The 20,419-nt window shown below is 71.9% G+C and carries 14 protein-coding genes; 8 read left to right on the top strand and 6 right to left on the bottom strand.

All coding sequences use genetic code 11. The features are described 5' to 3' along the window. The gene (locus ACIRQP_RS14470) at nucleotides 1-4,716 is read left to right on the top strand and encodes a hypothetical protein (RefSeq protein WP_403888676.1); all 4,716 of its coding nucleotides are present in this window, start codon (nucleotides 1-3) and stop codon (nucleotides 4,714-4,716) included. Here the strand turns inward: ACIRQP_RS14470 and ACIRQP_RS14465 are convergent. Beyond that, nucleotides 4,682-5,272 carry a hypothetical protein gene (locus ACIRQP_RS14465; protein ID WP_403888673.1) on the bottom strand — a complete coding sequence of 197 codons (591 nt, stop codon included), beginning with the start codon at nucleotides 5,270-5,272 and terminating at the stop codon, nucleotides 4,682-4,684. The genes ACIRQP_RS14470 and ACIRQP_RS14465 overlap by 35 nt on opposite strands. A 416-nt stretch (nucleotides 5,273-5,688) precedes the next feature. Here ACIRQP_RS14465 and ACIRQP_RS14460 point away from each other — a divergent pair, with 416 nt between their 5' ends. Genes ACIRQP_RS14460 through ACIRQP_RS14445 form a run of 4 tightly spaced genes read left to right on the top strand, consistent with a single transcriptional unit; the run spans nucleotide 5,689 to nucleotide 9,973 of the window. Next, nucleotides 5,689-8,538 carry a nitrate- and nitrite sensing domain-containing protein gene (locus ACIRQP_RS14460; protein ID WP_403888670.1) on the top strand — a complete coding sequence of 950 codons (2,850 nt, stop codon included), beginning with the start codon at nucleotides 5,689-5,691 and terminating at the stop codon, nucleotides 8,536-8,538. Continuing rightward, on the top strand, nucleotides 8,535-8,978 hold the full coding sequence (locus tag ACIRQP_RS14455; RefSeq protein ID WP_403888667.1) for a roadblock/LC7 domain-containing protein: 444 nt from the start codon (nucleotides 8,535-8,537) through the stop codon (nucleotides 8,976-8,978). Before ACIRQP_RS14460 ends, ACIRQP_RS14455 begins: the two co-directional genes overlap by 4 nt. A gap of 10 nt (nucleotides 8,979-8,988) precedes the next feature. Beyond that, nucleotides 8,989-9,384 (top strand): DUF742 domain-containing protein, encoded by a 396-nt coding sequence (locus ACIRQP_RS14450; protein ID WP_403888664.1) that lies wholly within the window; start codon nucleotides 8,989-8,991, stop codon nucleotides 9,382-9,384. Further along, entirely contained in the window at nucleotides 9,365-9,973 is a 609-nt protein-coding gene (locus ACIRQP_RS14445; protein WP_403888660.1) for a GTP-binding protein, read from the top strand. The genes ACIRQP_RS14450 and ACIRQP_RS14445 overlap by 20 nt, the downstream gene beginning before the upstream one ends. 31 nt (nucleotides 9,974-10,004) lie before the next feature. On the opposite strand, the gene ACIRQP_RS14440 is transcribed toward ACIRQP_RS14445, so the two are convergent. Together ACIRQP_RS14440 and ACIRQP_RS14435 are read right to left on the bottom strand one after the other, a co-directional pair. After that, nucleotides 10,005-10,415: an Mpo1-like protein gene (locus ACIRQP_RS14440; RefSeq protein ID WP_403888657.1), complete on the bottom strand. Its 411-nt coding sequence runs from the start codon at nucleotides 10,413-10,415 to the stop codon at nucleotides 10,005-10,007. Between the two features lie 125 nt (nucleotides 10,416-10,540). Further along, nucleotides 10,541-11,347: a M15 family metallopeptidase gene (locus tag ACIRQP_RS14435; protein ID WP_403888654.1), complete on the bottom strand. Its 807-nt coding sequence runs from the start codon at nucleotides 11,345-11,347 to the stop codon at nucleotides 10,541-10,543. Between the two features lie 61 nt (nucleotides 11,348-11,408). Here ACIRQP_RS14435 and ACIRQP_RS14430 point away from each other — a divergent pair, with 61 nt between their 5' ends. Beyond that, a complete protein-coding gene (locus ACIRQP_RS14430) occupies nucleotides 11,409-11,960 on the top strand; it encodes an NUDIX domain-containing protein (RefSeq protein WP_403888651.1) in 552 nt (183 codons plus the stop codon). 83 nt (nucleotides 11,961-12,043) lie between these two features. On the opposite strand, the gene ACIRQP_RS14425 is transcribed toward ACIRQP_RS14430, so the two are convergent. After that, entirely contained in the window at nucleotides 12,044-14,401 is a 2,358-nt protein-coding gene (locus tag ACIRQP_RS14425; RefSeq protein ID WP_403888647.1) for a TIM-barrel domain-containing protein, read from the bottom strand. A 248-nt stretch (nucleotides 14,402-14,649) separates the two neighbouring features. Here ACIRQP_RS14425 and ACIRQP_RS14420 point away from each other — a divergent pair, with 248 nt between their 5' ends. Further along, nucleotides 14,650-16,641, top strand: coding sequence for an acetoacetate--CoA ligase (locus ACIRQP_RS14420; RefSeq protein ID WP_403888644.1), 1,992 nt, complete (start codon nucleotides 14,650-14,652; stop codon nucleotides 16,639-16,641). Nucleotides 16,642-16,704: 63 nt separating this feature from the next. Next, nucleotides 16,705-17,703, top strand: a complete 999-nt coding sequence (locus tag ACIRQP_RS14415; RefSeq protein ID WP_403888641.1) for a hypothetical protein — start codon at nucleotides 16,705-16,707, stop codon at nucleotides 17,701-17,703. A gap of 83 nt (nucleotides 17,704-17,786) precedes the next feature. Here ACIRQP_RS14415 and ptsP read toward each other — a convergent pair whose 3' ends face one another. Further along, nucleotides 17,787-19,457 carry a phosphoenolpyruvate--protein phosphotransferase gene (gene ptsP / locus ACIRQP_RS14410; protein ID WP_403888638.1) on the bottom strand — a complete coding sequence of 557 codons (1,671 nt, stop codon included), beginning with the start codon at nucleotides 19,455-19,457 and terminating at the stop codon, nucleotides 17,787-17,789. Nucleotides 19,458-19,547: 90 nt separating this feature from the next. Continuing rightward, the gene (locus tag ACIRQP_RS14405) at nucleotides 19,548-19,997 is read right to left on the bottom strand and encodes a PTS glucose transporter subunit IIA (protein ID WP_403888635.1); all 450 of its coding nucleotides are present in this window, start codon (nucleotides 19,995-19,997) and stop codon (nucleotides 19,548-19,550) included. Between the last annotated feature and the right edge of the window lie 422 nt (nucleotides 19,998-20,419).

Raw genomic sequence — 20,419 nt, 5'->3', positions numbered from 1 at the left:
ATGTACGAGCTGTCCCGGGTCCGCCTCTACTCCATCGGCCCCGCCGGTGCGCGCTACGCCGACACCGTGCTCGATCTGCGCGGAGTGGGCGCGCCCGTGCCCCACCCCGCCCCTGCCCAGGCGGAGTTCTTCGAGGAGGAGCCGGTCGGCCCGCCGCGCCGCCCCGCCCCCGCGGGCGTGCTCTTCCTGGAGAACGGCGGCGGCAAGTCCGTGCTGCTCAAGCTGATCTTCTCGGTGATGCTGCCGGGACACCGCAATACGCTCGGTGGTGCCAGCTCCGGTGTGCTGCGGAAGTTCCTTCTCGCGGACGACTGCGGACATGTCGCGCTGGAGTGGCAGCACACGCTCACCGGCGAACTCGTGGTGGTCGGCAAGGCCAGTGAGTGGCGCGGCCGTCAGGTCTCCAACGACCCGCGGAAGTTCGCTGAGGGCTGGTACTCCTTCCGGCCGGGCCCCGGGCTCAGCCTCGACTCGCTGCCCGTCGCCGAGTCCACCGCCGTCCGGCCGCCCGTGGAGGGCGCCTCGGGCGCGCGGGGGAGGCGGCGCACGATGAAGGGCTTCCGGGATGCCCTGACCGAGGCGGGCAAGTTCTATCCGCATCTGGATGTCCACTGGGAGGAGATCCACGACCGCTGGAACGAGCACCTCGGCGATCTGGGCCTCGATCCCGAACTCTTCCGCTACCAGCGCGAGATGAACGCCGACGAGGGCGAGGCGGCGGGCCTCTTCGCGGTCAAGAAGGACTCCGACTTCACCGATCTGCTGCTGCGGGCCGTCACCGACACCCGGGACACGGACGGGCTCGCGGACCTCGTCGGGGGTTTCGGCAACAAGCTCGGCCGCCGCGCCGAACTCACCGCGGAGCGCGACTTCACAGCAGGCTCGGTCGATCTGCTCGGCCGGATCGTCGAGGCCGCCGACACCCGCGCCCGCGCCCGTGACGTCCACGCGGGCGCCGAGCGCCGGGCCCGTACGCTCGTACGGCGGCTCACGGCCCGCGCCGCCGAGGAGCGGGATCGGGCCGCCGACCTCGCCCAGCAGGTGTCCGCCGCCGCCCATACGGTGACCTCGGCCGAGCAGGAACGCGGCCGAGGTGCGCTGATCGCCGCCGAACTGGCCTACCGGCATGCCTCGTTGGCCCTCGCCGTCGCCGAGAAGCGCGCCGCCGCGCAGCGTCGCGAGCTGACCGACGCCCGGACGCTGCACTCCGCCTGGCAGGCCGCCGAGGCCGTGCTGCGCCACCGCGCTGCGGCCGACCGCTCCGCCCGCGTGGCCGTCGCGATCCGGGAGGCCGAGCGCGACGCCGCGCCCGCGCTGGCGGCGCGGGCCACCGCGGCGGCCGATCTCGTGCGCGCGCTGCACGCCGCCGCCGAGGACGGTGAGCGCCTGGCGAACGAGGAGGAGGAGCGTTCCGCCACGCTCCAGGAGACGGGCGAGGCCGCCCATCGCGACGCGACCTCCGCCGCCACCGAGGCACAACGTGCCCGCAGCGAGGCCGGGCATCTGCGCCAGCGTCTCGCGGAGGTCGGACAGGAGACGGCCGAGGCCGTACGTGCGGGGTGGCTCGACGACACGGCGCCCGACGCGGATCCGGCCCGCGCCGCGCTGGCCGCGAGCGACGCGGAGAAGTCCGCGGTCGCCGGCTGGGACACCGCACGCGAGGCCGCGCGCACGGCCGCCGACCGGGCCAGGGAGGCGGCCTCCGCGGAGTCCCGCGCCGAACTGGCCGCCGCCCGCGCCGCCGACGCCGCACAGGCCGCGGAGCACGCGTACGACACGGAGCGCCGCGCGGCGGAGTCGATCGCCCAGGACGCGCGCCTGGCCGAACTGCTCAGCCTGCCCGCGGCGGCCGCTGTCCCGGCCGTGGTCCCCGCGCCACGGGACGGCACGGGCGCCCGGGAGACCGATCCCCCGGCCCGGCACACCTCCGCCCGGCACCCCTCCCGGCGCCCCGCCGACGGTCCGTTGAGCCCCGAGGACCTCGACCAGTACGCCGACGAGCTGCGCGAACTGCTCGACCAGGGCATCACCTCCGCCGAGCGGCAGCTCTTCGATCTGCGCACCGCCGCGGCCGACGACTCCCGTATCCTCGGCGCGCTCGGCGACGGCGGGCTGCTGCCGCCGGGGCCCGATGTCCTCGCCACCGTCGAGTACCTCGGTGAGCACGGCATCCCCGCCCTCCCCGGCTGGCGCTATCTGGCGCAGGCCGTCGACCCGGGCGACCACGCCGCGGTGCTGGCCGCCAGGCCGGAGCTGGTCGACGGCGTCGTGATCACCGACCCCGCCTCGCACGCCCGCGCCCGCGAGACCCTCGCGGGCGCCGCCCTGCTGCCGCGCTCCGCCGTCGCCGTGGGCACCGCCGCCGCGCTGCTGGCCCCCGTACCGGGCCCCGGCTCCGAAGGCCCGGCCGACAGCGGGGTGTTCCTCGTACCGCCGAACCCGGCCATGCACGACGAACACGCCGCCGACGAGGAACGGCAGGCGCTGCGCGGCCGCGCGGCGGACCGCGACGAGGAGATCCGGGCGCTGGCGGCCCGGCTCACCGGCGACCGCTCGCTCGCCGCCCGGCTCGGCTCCTGGCGTGCCGACTGCCCGCCCGGCATGCTCCTGGAGCTGGCAGCCGCCGCCGGGGCCGCCAGGGAATCGGCCGAGACGGCCGCCGCGAGCCTCGCCGAGGCCCGTACGGCGCGTGCCGAGGCGGACGAGGCCGCCGCCGACACCGCGCGGGTGCGCGACGAACGGCAGGAGGCCGCCCAGCGCGCCCGCCGCGCCGCCGACGCTCTGGCCGGTCTCGCGTTCCGGCTCCGGGAGCGGTCGGGATGGCAGGCGAAGCTCCGTGAACTGGCCGACGACGCCACGGAGTTCGAGGCACGCGCGAGCGTCTGCCTGGAACGGGCGCGCGCCGCCGACGAGGACCGCAGGGCCGCCCAGCGCGCCGCCGACGACGCCCGCCGCACCGCCCGTGCCCTGCGCGCCGAACGCGCCGAGATCGCCGGCGCCCCGGAGAACATCCCCGAGCCGGACGCGGACGCCCCGCGCGCCGCGCTGCCCGCCCTGCGCGAGGCCTACCGCGCCGCCTCCCAGCTCTACGAGAAGGTGGGCGTCGGCGCGGATCTGCGGGCCGAGCAGGCGCGCGCGGAGAGCGACGAGAGCGCGGCCCTCGCCGAGCTGGACCGGCTCATCAACAAGGTCCGCACCCGCGCCGCCCAGCTCCTCGAATCCACGGACGGCGCCGACGGCCCGTCCCGGCAGGCCGCCGCCGCCCGCGCCGAGTCGCTCGTCCAGATGCTGGAGTCGCGCGCCTCCACCGCGAGCGAGCAACTGGGCCGGTTCCGCGGCGAGGCCGAGCGGCTCGCCCCCGAGGACGGCGACGCGCACACCGAACTGCCCGCCGAGCTGGTCCCGGCCGACGCCGAGCAGGCACAGACCCTGCTGCGTACCGCCACCACCGAACTGGCCGTACGGACCGACGCGCTGGAGACCGCGCGGTCCGCGCACGGCGAGCTGCTGTACGCGCACCGCGCCGCCGAGGACGGGGCGGGCGGCTTCGACGAGACGGCCGCGCTCCTGCGCGATCTGCTGCGCGGCGCGGCCGACGACCACGACCCGAAGCGCGGCGACGAGGAGACGCCCCAGGAGCCCGAGCCCTACCCCGGCACGCTGGAGGAGGCGCGGCACTCCACGGCCGAGGCCCGCCGTTCACTGCGCGCCTGCGCGGCCGACCTCTCCGCGGCGGAAGCGGGCGTACGGGAAGCCTGCGACGTGCTCGTCCGGCATGCCAACGCCACCCGGTACGAGCAGGTCCGTACCCCCGCCCGTCAGCAGATCCGCGAGCTGCCCGCGTCCGCGCTGCCCGAGCACGCCGCCGCGTGGGCCCAGGCGTTCGCGCCCCGGCTGCGCGTACTGACGGACGAGCTGGCGCAGTTGGAGCGCAACCGCGACTCCATCGTGGACCGGCTGCGCGGGCTGGTGGAATCCGCGCTGACGACGCTCCGTTCGGCACAGCGGCTCTCCCGGCTGCCCGAAGGGCTGGGGGAGTGGTCGGGCCAGGAGTTCCTGCGGATCCGTTTCGAGGAGCCGGACCGTACGACGCTCACCGAACGGCTCGGCGAGGTCGTCGACGAGGCGACCCGTGCGGCCCTCAAGAAGAACTCCGATCTGCGCAGGGACGGAATGTCCTTGCTGCTGCGCGGAGTTCAGGCGGCGCTCCAGCCCAGGGGCGTCGTCGTCGAGATCCTCAAGCCCGACGCCGTACTGCGCGCCGAGCGGGTCCCGGTCGGACAGATGGGCGATGTCTTCTCCGGCGGCCAACTGCTCACCGCCGCGATCGCCCTCTACTGCACGATGGCGGCCCTGCGCAGCAATGACCGGGGCCGGGACAAGCACCGTCACGCGGGCACGCTCTTCCTCGACAACCCGATCGGCCGCGCCAACGCCACCTATCTGCTGGAGCTCCAGCGGGCGGTCTCCGATGCCCTGGGGGTGCAGCTCCTCTACACCACGGGTCTCTTCGACACGACCGCGCTCGCGGAATTCCCGCTGGTCATCCGGTTGCGCAATGACGCGGATCTGCGCGCGGGGCTGAAGTACATCAGTGTGGAGGAGCATCTGCGCCCCGGCCTGCCGCAGCAGGACCCGGACGGCGAGACGGTACACGGGGAGATCACCGCGACGCGGATGTTCAAACGGACGCCGGAGCCCGTCGCGGAGCGGTGACACCGGCCATCTCGGCGCCGGCCTCCGCGGGCCCGGTCGCCGCGGCGACCGGGCCGGGAGCGCCAGGATCCGGGGCGCCGGTTTCCGACGTGCCGGTTGCCGGAGCGCCGGACCCTCCTGCGGTCCGGGCCCCGCGTCGTATCCGGGCTCCTCCGCGGTCCGCACTCCGCGCGGCGGCACGCGCCGCGCGCCTGGCCCTGCGCCGCTCCCGGCGCAACTGGCGCGCGGTGCTGCTCGGTACGGACACCACGCCGTTGCGCTGACGCCACATCTGGCGCGTCACCCATACGTCCAGCACGCCCCAGGTCGCCACCACCGTGGAGGCCACACTGCTCAGCACCATCGGGAACGCCAGCCAGGAACCGGCGAGCGTGCTGAGAAACGCGATCGTGGCCTGAATCAGTGTGATCGCGGCGATGATCACCGCGCGTACAGCGGCCGTTCTGACCGCGTCCGGCATGCGATACCGCTTCGCGGGCTCCTCGACCCAGAGCCCACGGGACACTTCCGTGAACCCCTCCGTCGACGCCGCGCCCCGCCGCCCGTCCGTCTCCATGGACCGTCACTCCCCACCCGTGTCCGTCTCAAGGGTGACTGCCCGGCTCGCTCCGCTTCACGCCGGCCATGGAACCGAATGTGATACGCGAAACCGCCCGCAGTTCTCCCAACTAACCCCTGAACCCCGCACACAAGGACGAATGGGAGCGCGGAAAGATTCCCCGAACGACCGACGGACATAAGGTTTCAGCCATCTGTTCCGGCCGGATATCTACCGTCGCGTCTGCTCTTGGCCTTGCGCGTCAAGGAGGCCAACTCGCCGAATACCAGGACAACTCATGATCAAGGTGCCAAGGGGCGGCCGAAAAACATCCGGATGCGTCTTCGAGTTGCCGGTGCGACAGTAGTAGGCTCGCGCCGTTTGTTGACGGAGAATCTCCCGCAACCGGGCGGGAGATCGAGCTGGGGGAGGCCATGCGCTTTCGCGGGAAATCCATCCGCCGGAAGATCGTGGCGCTGCTGCTCGTGCCGCTCGTCGCGCTGACCCTCCTCTGGGGACTGGCCACCACGCTCGCCGGCAGCCAGGCCAAGCAGCTCATCGATGTCAGACATGTCATCGAAACCGTCGGCAACCCCGTCGAGGAGACTGCCGGTGCTCTCCAGAGCGAACGACGGCAGACACTCATCTTCCTGGCCGACCCCACGGCCTCGGACTCCCTGACCGAACTCCGCGCCCGCCGTGGCGACACCGACCGGGCCCTGGCCACGGTCGCGAAAGCCGAATCAGCGGTACGCGACCGGCTGGACGACATCTCGGCCGAGCGGCTCAACCGGCTCGTCGACTCCCTCGAAGGCCTCGGGCTGATGCGCCGCTCCGTGGACGAGAGCACGGTCACCCGTGAGAAGGCGCTCGCCTTCTACAACGGACTCGTCGACCCCAGCCACACCTTTCTGTCCTCTCTGTACGGACACGAGGATGTCGACGGCGACAACTGGGGCCGGGCGCTGATCGGATTCGACCGCGCGCGGGAGATGCTCTCCCGCGAGGACGCGCTCGTCGCCTCCGCGCTGATCGCGCACAGAATGACCCCCGAGGACGTCCGCGCCACCTCCGACCTCGTCGCCAACCGCACGCTGCTCTACGAGTCCAACCTCGCCGACCTGCCGCTCTCGGACCGCGCGACGCTCGAACAGTACTGGCGTACCCCCGCCACCCTCGCTCTGCGCGAGGCGGAGAACCGTCTCGTCTCGGCGGGCGCCACCGAGAGCCCGAAGACGGTCGACGCCGTGGGCTGGCTGAAGATGACCGCCTCGGTCCTGGAGGACCTGACCCGCGAGAGCGACGAGGCCACCACGCTGTACCGGGCCCACATCGACCCCGTACGCAACGACATCTTCGTACGGGTCGGCTTCGCCGCCGCGCTCGGTCTCGTCGCCCTTCTCGTCTCCATCATCGTGTCCGTACGCGTCGGCCGTGAACTGATCCGTGACCTGTCCCGGCTCCGCAAGGAGGCCCATGAGGTCTCCGGCGTACGCCTGCCCAGCGTCATGCGCCGGCTCGCGGCGGGCGAACCGGTCGACGTGGAGACCGAGGCGCCCCGGCTCGACTACGAGAGGGACGAGGTCGGCCAGGTCGGCCAGGCCCTCAACACGCTCCAGCGCGCCGCCGTCGAAGCCGCCGTGAAACAGGCCGACCTCCGGCGCGGTGTCTCCGAGGTGTTCGTCAACCTCGCCCGCCGCAACCAGGTCCTGCTCCACCGTCAGCTCACGCTCCTGGACACCATGGAGCGCCGTACGGAGGACACCGAGGAACTGGCCGACCTCTTCCGGCTCGACCACCTCACCACCCGTATGCGACGGCACGCCGAGGGCCTGGTGATCCTCTCCGGAGCCGCTCCCTCCCGGCAGTGGCGCAAGCCGGTCCAGCTCATGGACGTGGTGCGCGCGGCGGTCGCCGAGGTGGAGGACTACGAGCGCATCGAGGTCCGCAGGCTGCCGCGCATCGGTGTCGGCGGCCCCGCGGTCGCCGACCTCACCCACCTCATCGCCGAACTCCTGGAGAACGCCACGGTGTTCTCGCCCCCGCACACCGCGGTGCAGGTGCACGGCGAGCGGGTCGCCAACGGATTCACCCTGGAGATCCACGACCGCGGTCTCGGTATGGCGCCCGAAGTGCTGCTCGACGCGAATCTGCGGCTCGCGGAGACCCCCGAGTTCGAGCTGTCCGACACCGACCGCCTCGGGCTGTTCGTGGTCAGCCGGCTCGCCCAGCGGCAGAACGTACGCGTCTCGCTCCAGCCCTCGCCGTACGGCGGGACCACCGCGATCGTGTTCCTGCCGGTCGCGCTGCTCACCGACGCGCCCGAGACCGAGGGCACCGGCTTCCGGCTCGACCGCAAGACCACCGCGGAGCGTGGCCGCCATCGCGCCGACGGCGGAGGCGGCGGCCGGCGCACCGCGCTCGCGCAGGTCCCCGCGGGACTCGGCGGCGACCCGTCCGTGCTCGACGGCCCGGTCGAACTCGAACCTCCGGTACGCGCTCTCGACAGGGAGAGCGGGCCGCTGCTCGGCGGAGGTGACGGCATCAGCGATATCGAGGACACGGAGAGCGAACGCGGCGGACTGTTCCGCGCGCGGGAACATCTCCGCGACTCCAGCCTTGAGGTTCCGTACGCCGGCGACGACGGACGCGACCCGTACGGCAGCCGGGACACCGGCGACGCCCGTGACGGACTGCTGGGCCGCGACGACGCGCGCGGTGCGCGGGACGACGCCCGGGACTTCCGCGACCGGCGTGACGGCCGACCCGTCCCGCCGCCGCGCGGCCGACACGAACAGCCGCGGCGCCCCGTGGACGCCACCGCGTCCGAGCGCCCGGCCGGACTGCCACGCCGCAAGCCCCCGATCCTGGTCGTGGACCGCGGCCGGCGCGTGGACGAGCCGGGCCGCGCCCTGCCCGCGGCGGCGCCGGATCCGGCGGCTGGCGGAACGGGCCGTACCTGGTCCGGCGTACCGGCGCAGCCCTCACGCTCCTCGGCACCGGGCGGGCAGACGTCCGACGGGGGCCCGCCCACGATCGACGGACTGCCCCGCCGGATCCGGCAGGCCAGTCTGGCCCCCCAGCTGAGGGACACCGCTCAGGACCGTGGCACCGACCTCACACCCGTCACGGGCCAGGACGCCGAGCGGGACGCGGACGAAGTACGCAGCCGCATGGCTTCGCTCCAGCGGGGCTGGCAGCGTGGCCGTCGGCAGAACGATGCCGAGGACCCCACCGTCCCCGGCGAGATACAAGGAACCACATCGGAGGGGGACGGTCGATGACCGCACCGAACGCCGCAGCACGCCACTCCTTGGACCCCAACGTCGTCGGAGAGCTCAACTGGCTCCTCGACGAGCTCGTGGACCGGGTCGCCAGCATCCGTAAAGCGGTGGTGCTCTCCGGTGACGGGCTCGCCACCGGGACGTCCAAGGACCTCACACGTGAGGACGGCGAACACCTCGCGGCCGTCGCCTCCGGATTCCACAGCCTCGCCAAGGGCGTGGGCCGGCACTTCGAGGCGGGCAAGGTCCGGCAGACCGTCGTGGAGCTGGACGACGCTTTCCTCTTCGTCACCGCGGCGGGCGACGGCAGCTGTCTGGCCGTCCTGTCCGACGCGGACTCCGATGTCGGACAGGTCGCCTACGAGATGACGCTCATGGTCAAGCGGGTCGGCGTCCACCTGGGTACGGCCCCGCGAACCGGCCTGCCCGCCGGAGGGTGAGCGGGCTGCGATGAGCGAAGGGGATCAGGATCAGCAGCACTGGTTCGACGGCGAAGCCGGACCGGTCGTACGCCCGTACGCGATGACGCGTGGCCGCACCAGCAGCGCGACGCGCCACCGGCTCGACCTGATCGCGCTCGTCGTCTGCGAACCCGCGGCCGGTGACCCCGGCCGGGACCAGACGCTCTCCCCCGAGCACGTGGAGATCGTCGAACGCTGCTTCACCAGCCCCCAGTCGATCGCCGAGCTGGCCGCGGGCCTCGATCTCCCCGTCGGGGTGGTCAGGGTCCTCGTCGGCGATCTGGTGGAGGACGAAATCGTGCGTGTAACCCGTCCCGTTCCGCCGGCCGAACTGCCGGACGTGAGCATTCTCCGCGAGGTGATCAATGGTCTTCGGGCGCTCTAGCCACAGGCAGCGTCCGGCCGATCCGGTGACGCTGAAGATCCTGGTCGCCGGGGGGTTCGGAGTGGGCAAGACCACTCTCGTGGGCGCGGTCAGCGAGATCAGACCGCTCCGTACCGAAGAGGTACTGAGCGAGGCCGGCCGGCCGGTCGACGACGTCGACGGGGTCGAGGCCAAGACGACCACCACGGTCGCCATGGACTTCGGCCGGATCACGCTCCGCGAGGACCTGGTGCTGTATGTCTTCGGTACCCCGGGCCAGGACCGCTTCTGGTTTCTCTGGGACGAGCTGGCCCAGGGCGCCCTGGGCGCGGTCGTGCTGGCCGACACGCGCCGCCTCGCGGACTCCTTCGCCGCCGTCGACTACTTCGAACGGCGCGGCATCCCGTTCACCGTCGCCGTCAACTGCTTCGAGGGCGCGGACCGCTTCCCGAGCGAGACCGTACGGGCGGCGCTCGATCTCGACCCCGAGGTCCCGCTGGTGATGTGCGACGCGCGCGAACGCGAGTCCGTCAAGGAAGTGCTGGTGGCGGTCGTCGAGCACGCGATGACCCTGGCGGCGCGGCAGCGCGAGCACGTGGCCACGACCTGAGCCCGGCACCGCACGACCGGACGCCGGCGGGTCAGGGACGGTTCGCGGCGAGCCACTTGGCGGCGGTCTCCGCCAGCTCCCTGTCGCGGCCCGCCAGCATCATCCCGATCATCCGCGCGTCGCCGCGCAGCGACCACGCCGGATGACCGAACGTGGCGGGATTGTTCTTCTCGACGAGGAAGTGGGCGGGCCAGGCCGTCCCGTACCCGATCAGCGGCAGGGCCGCCGCGTACCGCTTCCGTCCGCGCGCCAGCCCGTAGACACTGACCGCGAGGCCGGTGAGCGTGCCGGTGAGATGGATCCAGCGCGTCGCCGCCTTGGAGTGCATGGCGACGTAGTAGGGCCAGAACTCCTCGTAGGAATCGAACGTCAGTGGCTCGGGCGGCTGTTGCCTGTTCGTCTGCCGCTCACTTGTTCGCTGCTCGCCTGTGTGCTGCGCCATACGGGCACGTTAACCGCTTTCCCGTGAACCGGAAACGGGTTCCGTGCGTCCCACGGGGAGACGGCCTGCCGGAGCCCACGGGGGTGGCCCCGGTCGGCCGTCGTGCTTCCGTCCCGCTGTCCCGCTCAGCCGCCCAGGACCGAACGCCACGCCACCGGGAAGTCGAAGTAGCTGTCCGGGAAGGTCTCCGGCTTGTGCGTGAAGTGCCACCACTCCTCGGGCAGATTGGTGAACCCCACTGCGGCCAGCGTCGACTTCAGGAGCTGCCGGTTCACGCGCTGCTCGCCCTGGACGCGTGGATCATCGGTGTGCGCGAGCGTGTCGAAACAGTCGAAGCCGGTGCCCATGTCGACGGAGTTGTCGGGGAACCGCTCTGCCTTCGGCCCGTAGCAGGGAGCGAGCTTCTCGCCCGGCAGGTACGGCCGCGTCGGCGGGGCCGGCAGTCTGACGAGCGTCAGATCGACGGTGCTGCCCCGGCTGTGCCCGGACTTCTCGGCGATGTAACCGTCCGCGAACAGCCGCGACTTGTCGACGCGCGGATAGAACTCCGGCTTCATGCGCTCGTCCTGGAGATCCGAGGCCCACCGAACGAAGTGGTCGACGGCCCGCTGCGGCCGGTAGCAGTCGTACACCTTCAGCGAATACCCCTGCCGCAGCAGGCTTCGCTGCGCGGTGCGCAGCGCCTCGGCGGTGGGGCGGGTGACGAGACAGACCGGCTGCCGGTAGCCGTCCACGGGCTCGCCCACGAAGTTGTGCGGTGTGAGGTAGCGCATCTCCTGGATGATCGTCGGCGCGACCGTGCGCAGGGCCACGAACTCCTTCGGCGCCACCGGTTCGGGCGTGGCCCGCGCGGCGGGCGCGGTGGCGGCGACGGTCAGCAGGGCGGCGGCGGAGGCGGTCAGGACGCGCAGTGCGGATGTCAGACGTGTCATGGACACCTTCGTCTATCAGTTCCGGGGACCGCGCGGAAGAGCGATCGGATACAGTCCGCGCGTGTCCGAGTCCCGGAAGAAGCCCGCGGTGGCGCATGCGCACTGCGGCAGCTGCGGCACGCCGTACCCGCCCGGAGCCGGCTGGCCCCGTACATGCGGGGCCTGCGGTGCCACCGCCTACCTCAACCCGCTGCCTGTCGCCGTCGCGCTCGTACCGGTGACCGACGACGAGGGCACCGCGCTCGTCGTCATCACCCGTGCCATCGAGCCCGCGTACGGCGGTCTCGCCCTCCCGGGCGGTTTCATCGACCGCACGGAGGACTGGCGGCACGCCGTCGTAAGGGAGCTGAGGGAGGAGACCGGCATCGAGGCAGCGGCGCACGACGTACGGCTCGCCGACGCGCTCAGCTCTCCGGACGGTCATCTGCTGCTCTTCGGGCTGCTCCCGGAGCGCCCGGCGGCCCTGCTGCCGCCCTCGGTCCCGACCGACGAGACCGCGGGCCGGCAACTGCTGCGCGGCCCGGCCGAGCTGGCGTTCCCGCTGCACACGGAGGCCGTACGGGCCTGGTTCGCGGGCCGCTACGGTACGGAGGGCACGGCGGTACGTCCCTGAGCGCGGAGCGCCACGACGGACTCGTACCCCCCGCGACCGGAACCGGTACCGGTCCTGGCTCAGCGACCCGTACCGGTACCGGCTCAGCGACCCCGCACCCGGACCGTCCACTCCGGCTCCACCGCGCCCTCGTCCGTCACCCGCTCCACCCGGACCTCGCCGTTCACCAGCCGCGAGGTGTAGCGCTCCACCTCCGCCTCCCGCAGCCCGTCGCCCGGGTCCCGCACCACCAGACCGCCCCCCGAGCGCCCGGCGGCGGGGGCCCACACCTCCAGTTCGGGCCGGCCGTCCTCGCCCCGCACCGGAATCACGGCACCCGCCCGTGCCAGGACGGGGATACGTGACCGGGGCGCGTCAAGCAGCACCTGGCAGGGGCCCTCGTACGCCTTCTCCGTAGCCGTGTCGTACCACCGCCCGCGCGGCAGCCGCACCGCCCGCCGGTCCGTACCGTGCTCCAGCACGGGCGCCACCAGCAGCGCGTCGCCGAGCAGGAACTGGTCCTCGCAGTCACGCAGCGCCCGGTCCTCCGGCGAGCCCCACCACACCGGACGTACGTAGGGCGCCCCGGTCAGCCGGGCCAGCTGGGACAGCGTCACGAAGTACGGCCGCAGCCGCTCCCGCCCGCTCAGCGCGGCCCGCGCGTGTTCGAGCACCTCGGGGCCGAACTCCCACGGCTCCCTGCGCCCCGCGTCGATCGCCGCGTGCGTACGGAACAGCGGCAGATACGCACCCAGCTGGAACCAGCGCAGATACAGCTCGGGCGTCGGATTCCCGTCGAAACCACCCACGTCCGGGCCCGAGTACGGCACGCCGCACAGCCCGAGCCCCAGCACCAGCGAGAGCGACGCCCGCAGCCCCGGCCAGCCGGTCGACACATCGCCGGACCAACTGCCGCCGTACCGCTGCATCCCGGCCCAGCCGGAGCGTGAGAAGAGGAAGGGCCGCTCGTCCGGCCGCAGTCGCCGCAGCCCCTCATAACCGGCCCGCGCCATGGTGAGGCCATACACATTGTGGGCTTCGCGATGGTCTCCGCCGCTGCCCTCCAGCTGATGCCTGGCCGAGCGCGGCAGGGTCGTGTCCCCGAACGGCGCGAAGGACACCGGCTCGTTCATGTCGTGCCACACCCCGGCGAACCCCTGCGCCAGCCGCTCCTCGTAGAGCCCGCCCCACCAGTCGCGCACCGCCGGATCCGTGAAGTCCGGATACACGCACTCCCCGGGCCAGACGACACCGATCACCTCATGTCCCCGCCCGTCCCGTACGAACGCGCCGGCCGGACCGACCGCGCGCCCGCTCTCGTACACATCGTTACCGCGCTCCGCCTTCACCGCCGGATCGACGATCGAGACCAGCCGGACCCCGTCCGCGCGCAACTCCTCGGCGAGCCCCGGCAGATCGGGGAAGCGTTCACGGTCCACGGTGAAGACCTGATGCGCGTCGTAGTGATCGATGTCGAGATGGAGCGCGGACAGCGGCAGCCCCCGCTCCCGGTACCCCGCGACGACCCGCCGCACTTCCCGCTCGCTGCCGAACCCCCAGCGCGCGTGTTGCGGCCCCAGCGCCCAGGACGGCGGCGGTACGGGCGCTCCGCTCAGCGCCGTCCAGCTGTGCAGCACCCGCGCGGGCGTACCGGTCACCACCCAGCAGCGCAGCGGCCCGCCGTCCATCCGCAGCTCGCTCGTGCCGGGCCGGTCGTGCCCCGAGCCCGCGCCCTCCTCGCCCTCCCGGAGCGTGACCCGGCCGTCCCAGGAGTTGTCGTGGAACGCCAGATGCGTCCCGGCGTCGGCCACCACCAACTGCACGGGCATCGTCACGTACAGCGGATCGTCGTCAGGGCCGAAAGCGCCGCCCGGATCGGTGTTCCACAGCCGGTACGTAGCGTCCCGCAGCCGGGGCCCGGAACCGCGCCCGCCCAGACCGAAGAAGCGCGCGTCGGCGGCGACCTCGGTGCGCTGCACCCAGCGCGCGGGCCCGCCCGCGACCGGCTCCCACCAGCGCGGCGGCAGCTCCCGGCGCAGCACGACACCCCCCGGCGTACGGACCTCCACCCCGCCGTTGCGCGAGACCGCGACCGTCACCCGCTCCGACACCACCCGCCAGCCGCCGTCCTTGTCGGGTTCGAGCCCCGCCCGCGGATCCGGCTCCGGCGGAACATCGGCGAGCGCGTACGAGGGCAGCGGCTCCGCACCGTCCCATCCCCAGAAGACGGCGCCGCCCACCATGACGCACACATGCAGCTCCGCGCGCGCGAACCGTACGGTGCCACCGCCGGGCAGCGGCTCGGCGCCCGTGACCGGCCCCGGTACCCGGGCCCGCTCGGGACCGCGCGGCACCAGCTCTCTGGCGTCCGTCCGTCGTTGGCGCCAGGCCGACCGCACCGCCCGCAGCCCCTGCACCGAACCGACCACTTTCATCGAACGCACCAGTTCACGACCGTCCATGCTGCTCAGCCTGCCATCCGTCCGGAGTCTCCGGTATTCCGTTCAACTCCCGTTCACCTGTGGTGGGAGCACATATCTGCCTGGCCGACCATGGGGGAGCAACCCTGGTGCGAAAGACGATCACATGGCATCGTCCGTCCCAGTCGCGTACACACGCACACCCCGCACGTGCGCGCGGCCGACGCACACCAGCGTCGAGTGCACCAGCGTCGATCATCTCAGCGCCGAGTCAGCCCGGGAGCCGCCCCATGACCGCAGCAGCAAGCCCCGCCCCCCTCTGGCAGCCGGATCCCGACCGTATCGCCGCCGCCCGGATCACCCGCTTCCAGGGCTGGGCCGCCGACCGGTACGGCGCTCCGGCCGAGGGCGGCTACGCGACGCTGCACCGCTGGTCCGTCGACGAGCCCGACGCCTTCTGGGCCGCCGTCGCCGACTGGTTCGACGTACGGTTCACCACTCCCTACGAGCGAGTCCTGGGCGAGCGCACCATGCCCGGCGCCCAGTGGTTCCCCGGCGCCACCCTGAACTACGCGGAACACGCACTCCGTACCGCGGAGGACCCGGCGCGCGCCCATGACCCGGCGCTCCTCCATGTCGACGAGACATATGACGTGACCCCGGTCAGCTGGGCCGAGCTGCGCCGCCAGGTGGTAGCACTCGCCGCCGAGCTGCGCGCCCTCGGCGTACGCCCCGGGGACCGCGTCAGCGGCTATCTCCCCAACATCCCGCAGGCCGTCACCGCACTGCTCGCCACCGCGGCCGTCGGCGGAGTCTGGACCTCCTGCGCCCCCGACTTCGGCGCCCGCAGCGTGCTGGACCGCTTCCAGCAGGTCGAACCCGTCGTCCTGTTCGCCGTCGACGGCTACCGCTACGGCGGCAAGGAGCACGACCGCACGGAGACCGTCGCCGAACTCCGGCGCGAACTGCCCACCCTGCGGGCCGTGGTGCATGTCCCGCTCCTCGGCACCCCGGCGCCCGAAGGCGCCCTCGCATGGGCGGACCTCACCGCGGGCACCGCCGCGGCCGACACCGACCGGCCCGTCTTCGAACCGGTCTCCTTCGACCACCCCCTGTGGGTCCTCTACTCCTCCGGCACCACCGGCCTGCCCAAGGCGATCGTCCAGTCCCAGGGCGGCATCCTCCTGGAGCACTTCAAACAGCTCGGCCTGCACTGCGACCTCGGTCCCGAGGACCGGTTCTTCTGGTACACCTCCACCGGCTGGATGATGTGGAACTTCCTCATCTCCGGCCTGCTCACCGGCACCACGGTCGTGCTGTACGACGGCAGCCCCGGCTTCCCCGCGGTCGACGCCCAGTGGGGCATCGCCGAACGGACCGGGGCCACCTTCTTCGGCACCTCGGCCGCCTACGTCATGGCGTGCCGCAAGGCCGAGGCGCACCCTGGCCGTGACCACGACCTCTCCCGGGTGAAGTGCGTCGCCACCACCGGTTCACCCCTGCCGCCCGACGGATTCCGCTGGCTCCACGACGAGGTGGCCGAGGACCTGTGGATCGCCTCTGTCAGCGGCGGCACCGACGTGTGCAGCTGCTTCGCGGGCGCCGTACCCACCCTCCCCGTCCATATCGGCGAACTCCAGGCGGCCTGTCTGGGGACGGACCTCCAGGCCTGGGACCCGCAGGGCGAACCCGTCATCGGGGAGGTCGGCGAACTGGTCGTCACCAACCCCATGCCGTCCATGCCGATCCGCTTCTGGAACGACCCCGACGGCAGCCGCTACCGCGACAGCTACTTCGAGATGTTCCCCGGCGTCTGGCGCCACGGTGACTGGATCACCCTCACCGACCGGGGCTCGGTCATCATCCACGGCCGCTCCGACTCCACCCTGAACCGGCAGGGCGTGCGTATGGGCTCCGCCGACATCTACGAAGCCGTCGAACGGCTCCCCGAGATCCGCGAATCCCTCGTCATCGGCCTGGAGGAGCCGGACGGCGGCTACTGGATGCCGCTCTTCGTCCATCTCGCGCCGGGCGCCGTCCTCGACGACACACTCCGTGCCCGCGTCAAGGCGACGATCCGCGAACAGCTCTCGCCACGCCATGTGCCGGACGAGATCATCGAAGTCCCCGGCATTCCGCACACTTTGACCGGCAAGCGCATCGAAGTGCCGGTCAAGCGTCTCCTCCAGGGCGTGGCGCTCGACAAAGCGGTCAACGCGGGGTCCGTGGACAATCTCGAACTCCTCCGCTTCTACGAGAATCTCGCCCGCGAGCGCCACTGACCGCGTTGTCAGACCCTCTGGTTACTCTGAGTGAGCAATGATCGACCGTGCTCAGGGGGAGCCATGGCGCACACCGACCACAGCGACCGGACACCACACCGCACACCACACGGGACGGCCAGGACTTCGCGACGCAGACTGCGCCGCGAAGTCCCCAGCACCGTCGGCCTGTTGGCCGACGAGCGGGACTTCACCGCGATGCGGCGCTACCGCACCTTCACCTTCGAGGACCACGCCGTCTATCTGCGACAGATCGACGGGCTGCTGAAATTCCTGGCATCCCGGGGTGTCCACACCACCGTCGCCCTCTTCGACCCGGAGGAGTACGCCGAGTACTGCGCGGAATCCGGCCTCGACCCCGACACCGCGGACAGCCGCGGCCGCTTCACGGCCCGTATCCCCGGGAGCGGCGCCGCCATCGCCTATACCGGCCAGCCCCTCGACAGTCTCGTCCCACAGCTCATCAGCACCGCTGTCCGCAGGGCCACCTGGGAGTACGCGACCACGGTCCTCGCCGACCTCGGGGAGTGCGCCGACTGCGGACAGGACATCGGGCGCGCGGCCTTCGACCGCGCCTCCCACCTGCTGCTCCGGCTGCTCGAAGGAGCCGGCTCCGGCACACACCACCTTGTCTGCAGCGTCCCCGCCGCCCACGAGCAACTCCTCGCGGTCCTGCGCACCGAGCGCCCCGAGAATCCCGACGACAGTCCGGACCGCCCAAGCCGTCCAGACGGCCCAGACGGTCCAGACCGCGCGGACGACCCCGGTGGCGCGCCCGCCCGGTTCGACTCACAAGCCACCGAATTCGTGAGCGTGCTGGCCGTCGGAATCGCCCTGGAGAGCGCCGGGGGAGTGGTGCTCCGTACGACCCGGACCGGCGACCCCGACCGGCTGCACGGCTGGCGCCTCCAGCGCGGCGGCCTCGTTCCGCTCACCGTCGGCGAGGTCTTCAGCGCCTACTGCACCGACGCGGACACGGGAGAGCCGGTCTCTCCCGAATCCGGCGTGGAGTACTGCGCCGGATTCGACCTCGGCCCGGACGGCACCGGGACCCACCACTGAACGGAGCCAACGACAGAGGGGCTTCCCGCCCTGTGCGGCGGGAAGCCCCTCCAGAACCCGGACCGGAATCCGGCCCTCTCGGATCACTCGCCGGACAGCACCGCCTGCGCGGCCTTCCGCGCACCCTCAGCGGTGTCCGCGGCACGCGCGGCGGTGGCGGCACGCTCACACTGCGCCAGCGTGTGCTTCGCCAGAGCCGACCGCACATACGGGATCGACGCCGCGCCCATGGACAGCGACGTCACACCCAGCCCGGTCAGTACACAGGCGAGCAGCGGATCGGCGGCGGCCTCACCACACACCCCACAGCTCTTGCCCTCGGCCTTGGCACCCTCGGCCGACAGCGCCACCAGATCCAGCAGCGCCGGCTGCCACGGATCCTGGAGCCGCGACACCGCGCCCACCTGCCGATCGGCGGCGAAGGTGTACTGCGCCAGGTCATTGGTCCCCAGCGAAAGGAACTCGACCTCCTGAAGAATCGAGCGCGCCCGCAGAGCGGCCGACGGAATCTCCACCATGGCCCCGAACTTCGCGTGCAGCCCCGCCTCACGACAGGCGTCAGCGAACGCCTTCGCATCCGTACGGTCGGCCACCATCGGCGCCATGACCTCCAGATACACCGGGAGACCCTCGGCCGCCTTCGACAGCGAGGTCAGCTGCGTCCGCAGCACATCCGGGTGATCCAGCAGACTCCGCAGACCACGCACGCCCAGCGCCGGATTCGGCTCATCGGCGGGCGTCAGGAAGTCCAGCGGCTTGTCCGCGCCGGCGTCCAGCACCCGCACGACCACCCGGCCCTCGGGGAACGCCTCGAGCACCGCGCGATACGCGGCGATCTGCGTCTCCTCCGACGGCGCCTGCTTGCTGTCATCCAGGAACAGGAACTCGGTACGGAACAGCCCCACGCCCTCCGCACCCGCCTCGACGGCCGCCGGAACATCCGCGGGACCGCCGACATTCGCGAGCAGCGGCACCTTGTGACCGTCCGACGTCGCACCCGGCCCGGTGGAGGCGGACAGCGCGGCCTTCCGCGCGGCGGCTGCCGCCTCAAGCTCGGCACGCTTCCCGGCACTCGGGTCGACAAAGATCTCACCGGTGCTGCCGTCCACCGCGATCACGGTGCCCTCGACCAGTTCACCGGCGCCCGGCAGCGCGACGACAGCGGGCACCCCGAGCGCACGCGCCAGAATCGCGCTGTGACTCGTCGGTCCGCCCTCCTCGGTCACAAAGCCGAGAACCAGCGTCGGGTCGAGCAACGCCGTATCGGCGGGCGCGAGATCCCGCGCGATCAGTACATACGGCTCATCACTGTCCGGCACACCCGGCATCGGAACGCCCAGCAGCCGGGCGACGATACGATTCCGCACATCGTCCAGGTCCGCGACCCGCCCCGCCAGATACTCCCCGGCACCGGCGAGCAGCGTGCGATACGAGGCGAACGCGTCGTACACCCCGCGCTCGGCCGTGCTCCCGACGGCGATCCGCCGCTCCACATCGGCCATCAGCTCCGGGTCCTGCGCCATCAGCGCCTGCGCCTCAAGCACCGCCTGCGCCTCGCCGCCGGCCAGATTGCCGCGGGCGATCAGATCGGCCGACACCGCCTCGACGGCCTGGTGAGCACGCCCCTGTTCGCGCTCCGCCTCCTCCGCCGGGATCGACTTGGCCGGGGGCTCCAGCATCGCGGTCCCCATGTGCCTGACCTCGCCGATCGCCACTCCGTGGCTGACCCCGACGCCTCGCAGCGTTGTCTCCATTTCACCCGTCTCCGGTTATGCGACGACCCGGTCGCCGCGAGGGATGTACGACGAGCGCACCGCGCCCGTCCCTGACATACGTCGACGGCGTCATTGCCAGCCGAAAAGTGTGTCGCCGGTCTTCACGTCGCCGTCCAAACGGAGATCGGAGAGGGAATCGGCGGTGGCCTCGAGCGCCACGACGGGACAGATGGGCGACTTCCCCGCCTCTTCCACGGCAGAGGGGTTCCAGCGCACCACGGCCTGACCGCGCGTGACCGTGTCGCCCTTGTTGACGAGCAGCTCGAACCCCTCGCCATTGAGCTGCACGGTGTCGATACCGAGGTGCGTCAGCACTCCGTGCCCGTCCGAGTCGACCACGACGAAGGCGTGCGGATGCAAGGAGATCACCACACCGTCCACCGGGGAGACGGCCTCGCCCGGCTCCCGCACGGGATCGATGGCCATGCCGGGCCCCACCATCGCACCGGCGAACACCGGGTCGGGTACAGCGGGCAATCCAATGGCGCGTCCGGCGAGCGGGGCCGTCACGATGGTCATGGGGAGCCTCCAGAGGCGGAGAAGTACGGGGCCGTCGTCACCGTCCGTGAGGGGGCAACGTGCTGTTCAGAAGGGTAAGTCATAGGAAGTGACGGTTCCGCGTGAGTGCTGCGGGTTGACGGGCCATGGGGGACACCGAAACCGATTTGCCTGCGTCGGCCGACCGCATGTAGTGTCGTACTCCTGCCTGACCCCAACGCGACTTTGAGTCGGGGGTCGGCGGCACCTATCAAGCCTCGATCCCAACCTGATCTCTCCTTTGGTATGCCTGTGGAGCGAGTGGTCAGGAAGAGCAAAAAGGCCTGATAGAGTTTGAAACACGAAATGCCGAAGGGAAAAGCCCGGAGGAAAGCCCGAGAGGGTGAGTACAAAGGAAGCGTCCGTTCCTTGAGAACTCAACAGCGTGCCAAAAGTCAACGCCA

The organism is Streptomyces sp. NPDC102274 (assembly GCF_044766385.1).
In the GTDB taxonomy this organism is placed as follows: Bacteria; Actinomycetota; Actinomycetes; order Streptomycetales; family Streptomycetaceae; genus Streptomyces.
The sequence above is the reverse complement of the archived record's forward strand: the minus strand, read 5'-3'. Positions and strand labels throughout refer to the sequence as shown.

Bases quoted from the DNA above. Each gene is read 5' to 3' on its own strand.
- ACIRQP_RS14465 (WP_403888673.1), bottom strand. From the start codon at position 5,272: ATGGAGACGGACGGGCGGCGGGGCGCGGCGTCGACGGAGGGGTTCACG.
- ACIRQP_RS14455 (WP_403888667.1), top strand. From the start codon at position 8,535: ATGACCGCACCGAACGCCGCAGCACGCCACTCCTTGGACCCCAACGTC.
- ACIRQP_RS14415 (WP_403888641.1), top strand. From the start codon at position 16,705: ATGGCGCACACCGACCACAGCGACCGGACACCACACCGCACACCACAC.
- ACIRQP_RS14405 (WP_403888635.1), bottom strand. From the start codon at position 19,997: ATGACCATCGTGACGGCCCCGCTCGCCGGACGCGCCATTGGATTGCCC.
- ptsP (WP_403888638.1), bottom strand. From the start codon at position 19,457: ATGGAGACAACGCTGCGAGGCGTCGGGGTCAGCCACGGAGTGGCGATC.
- ACIRQP_RS14450 (WP_403888664.1), top strand. From the start codon at position 8,989: ATGAGCGAAGGGGATCAGGATCAGCAGCACTGGTTCGACGGCGAAGCC.
- ACIRQP_RS14445 (WP_403888660.1), top strand. From the start codon at position 9,365: ATGGTCTTCGGGCGCTCTAGCCACAGGCAGCGTCCGGCCGATCCGGTG.
- ACIRQP_RS14435 (WP_403888654.1), bottom strand. From the start codon at position 11,347: ATGACACGTCTGACATCCGCACTGCGCGTCCTGACCGCCTCCGCCGCC.
- ACIRQP_RS14460 (WP_403888670.1), top strand. From the start codon at position 5,689: ATGCGCTTTCGCGGGAAATCCATCCGCCGGAAGATCGTGGCGCTGCTG.
- ACIRQP_RS14425 (WP_403888647.1), bottom strand. From the start codon at position 14,401: ATGGACGGTCGTGAACTGGTGCGTTCGATGAAAGTGGTCGGTTCGGTG.
- ACIRQP_RS14420 (WP_403888644.1), top strand. From the start codon at position 14,650: ATGACCGCAGCAGCAAGCCCCGCCCCCCTCTGGCAGCCGGATCCCGAC.
- ACIRQP_RS14440 (WP_403888657.1), bottom strand. From the start codon at position 10,415: ATGGCGCAGCACACAGGCGAGCAGCGAACAAGTGAGCGGCAGACGAAC.
- ACIRQP_RS14470 (WP_403888676.1), top strand. From the start codon at position 1: ATGTACGAGCTGTCCCGGGTCCGCCTCTACTCCATCGGCCCCGCCGGT.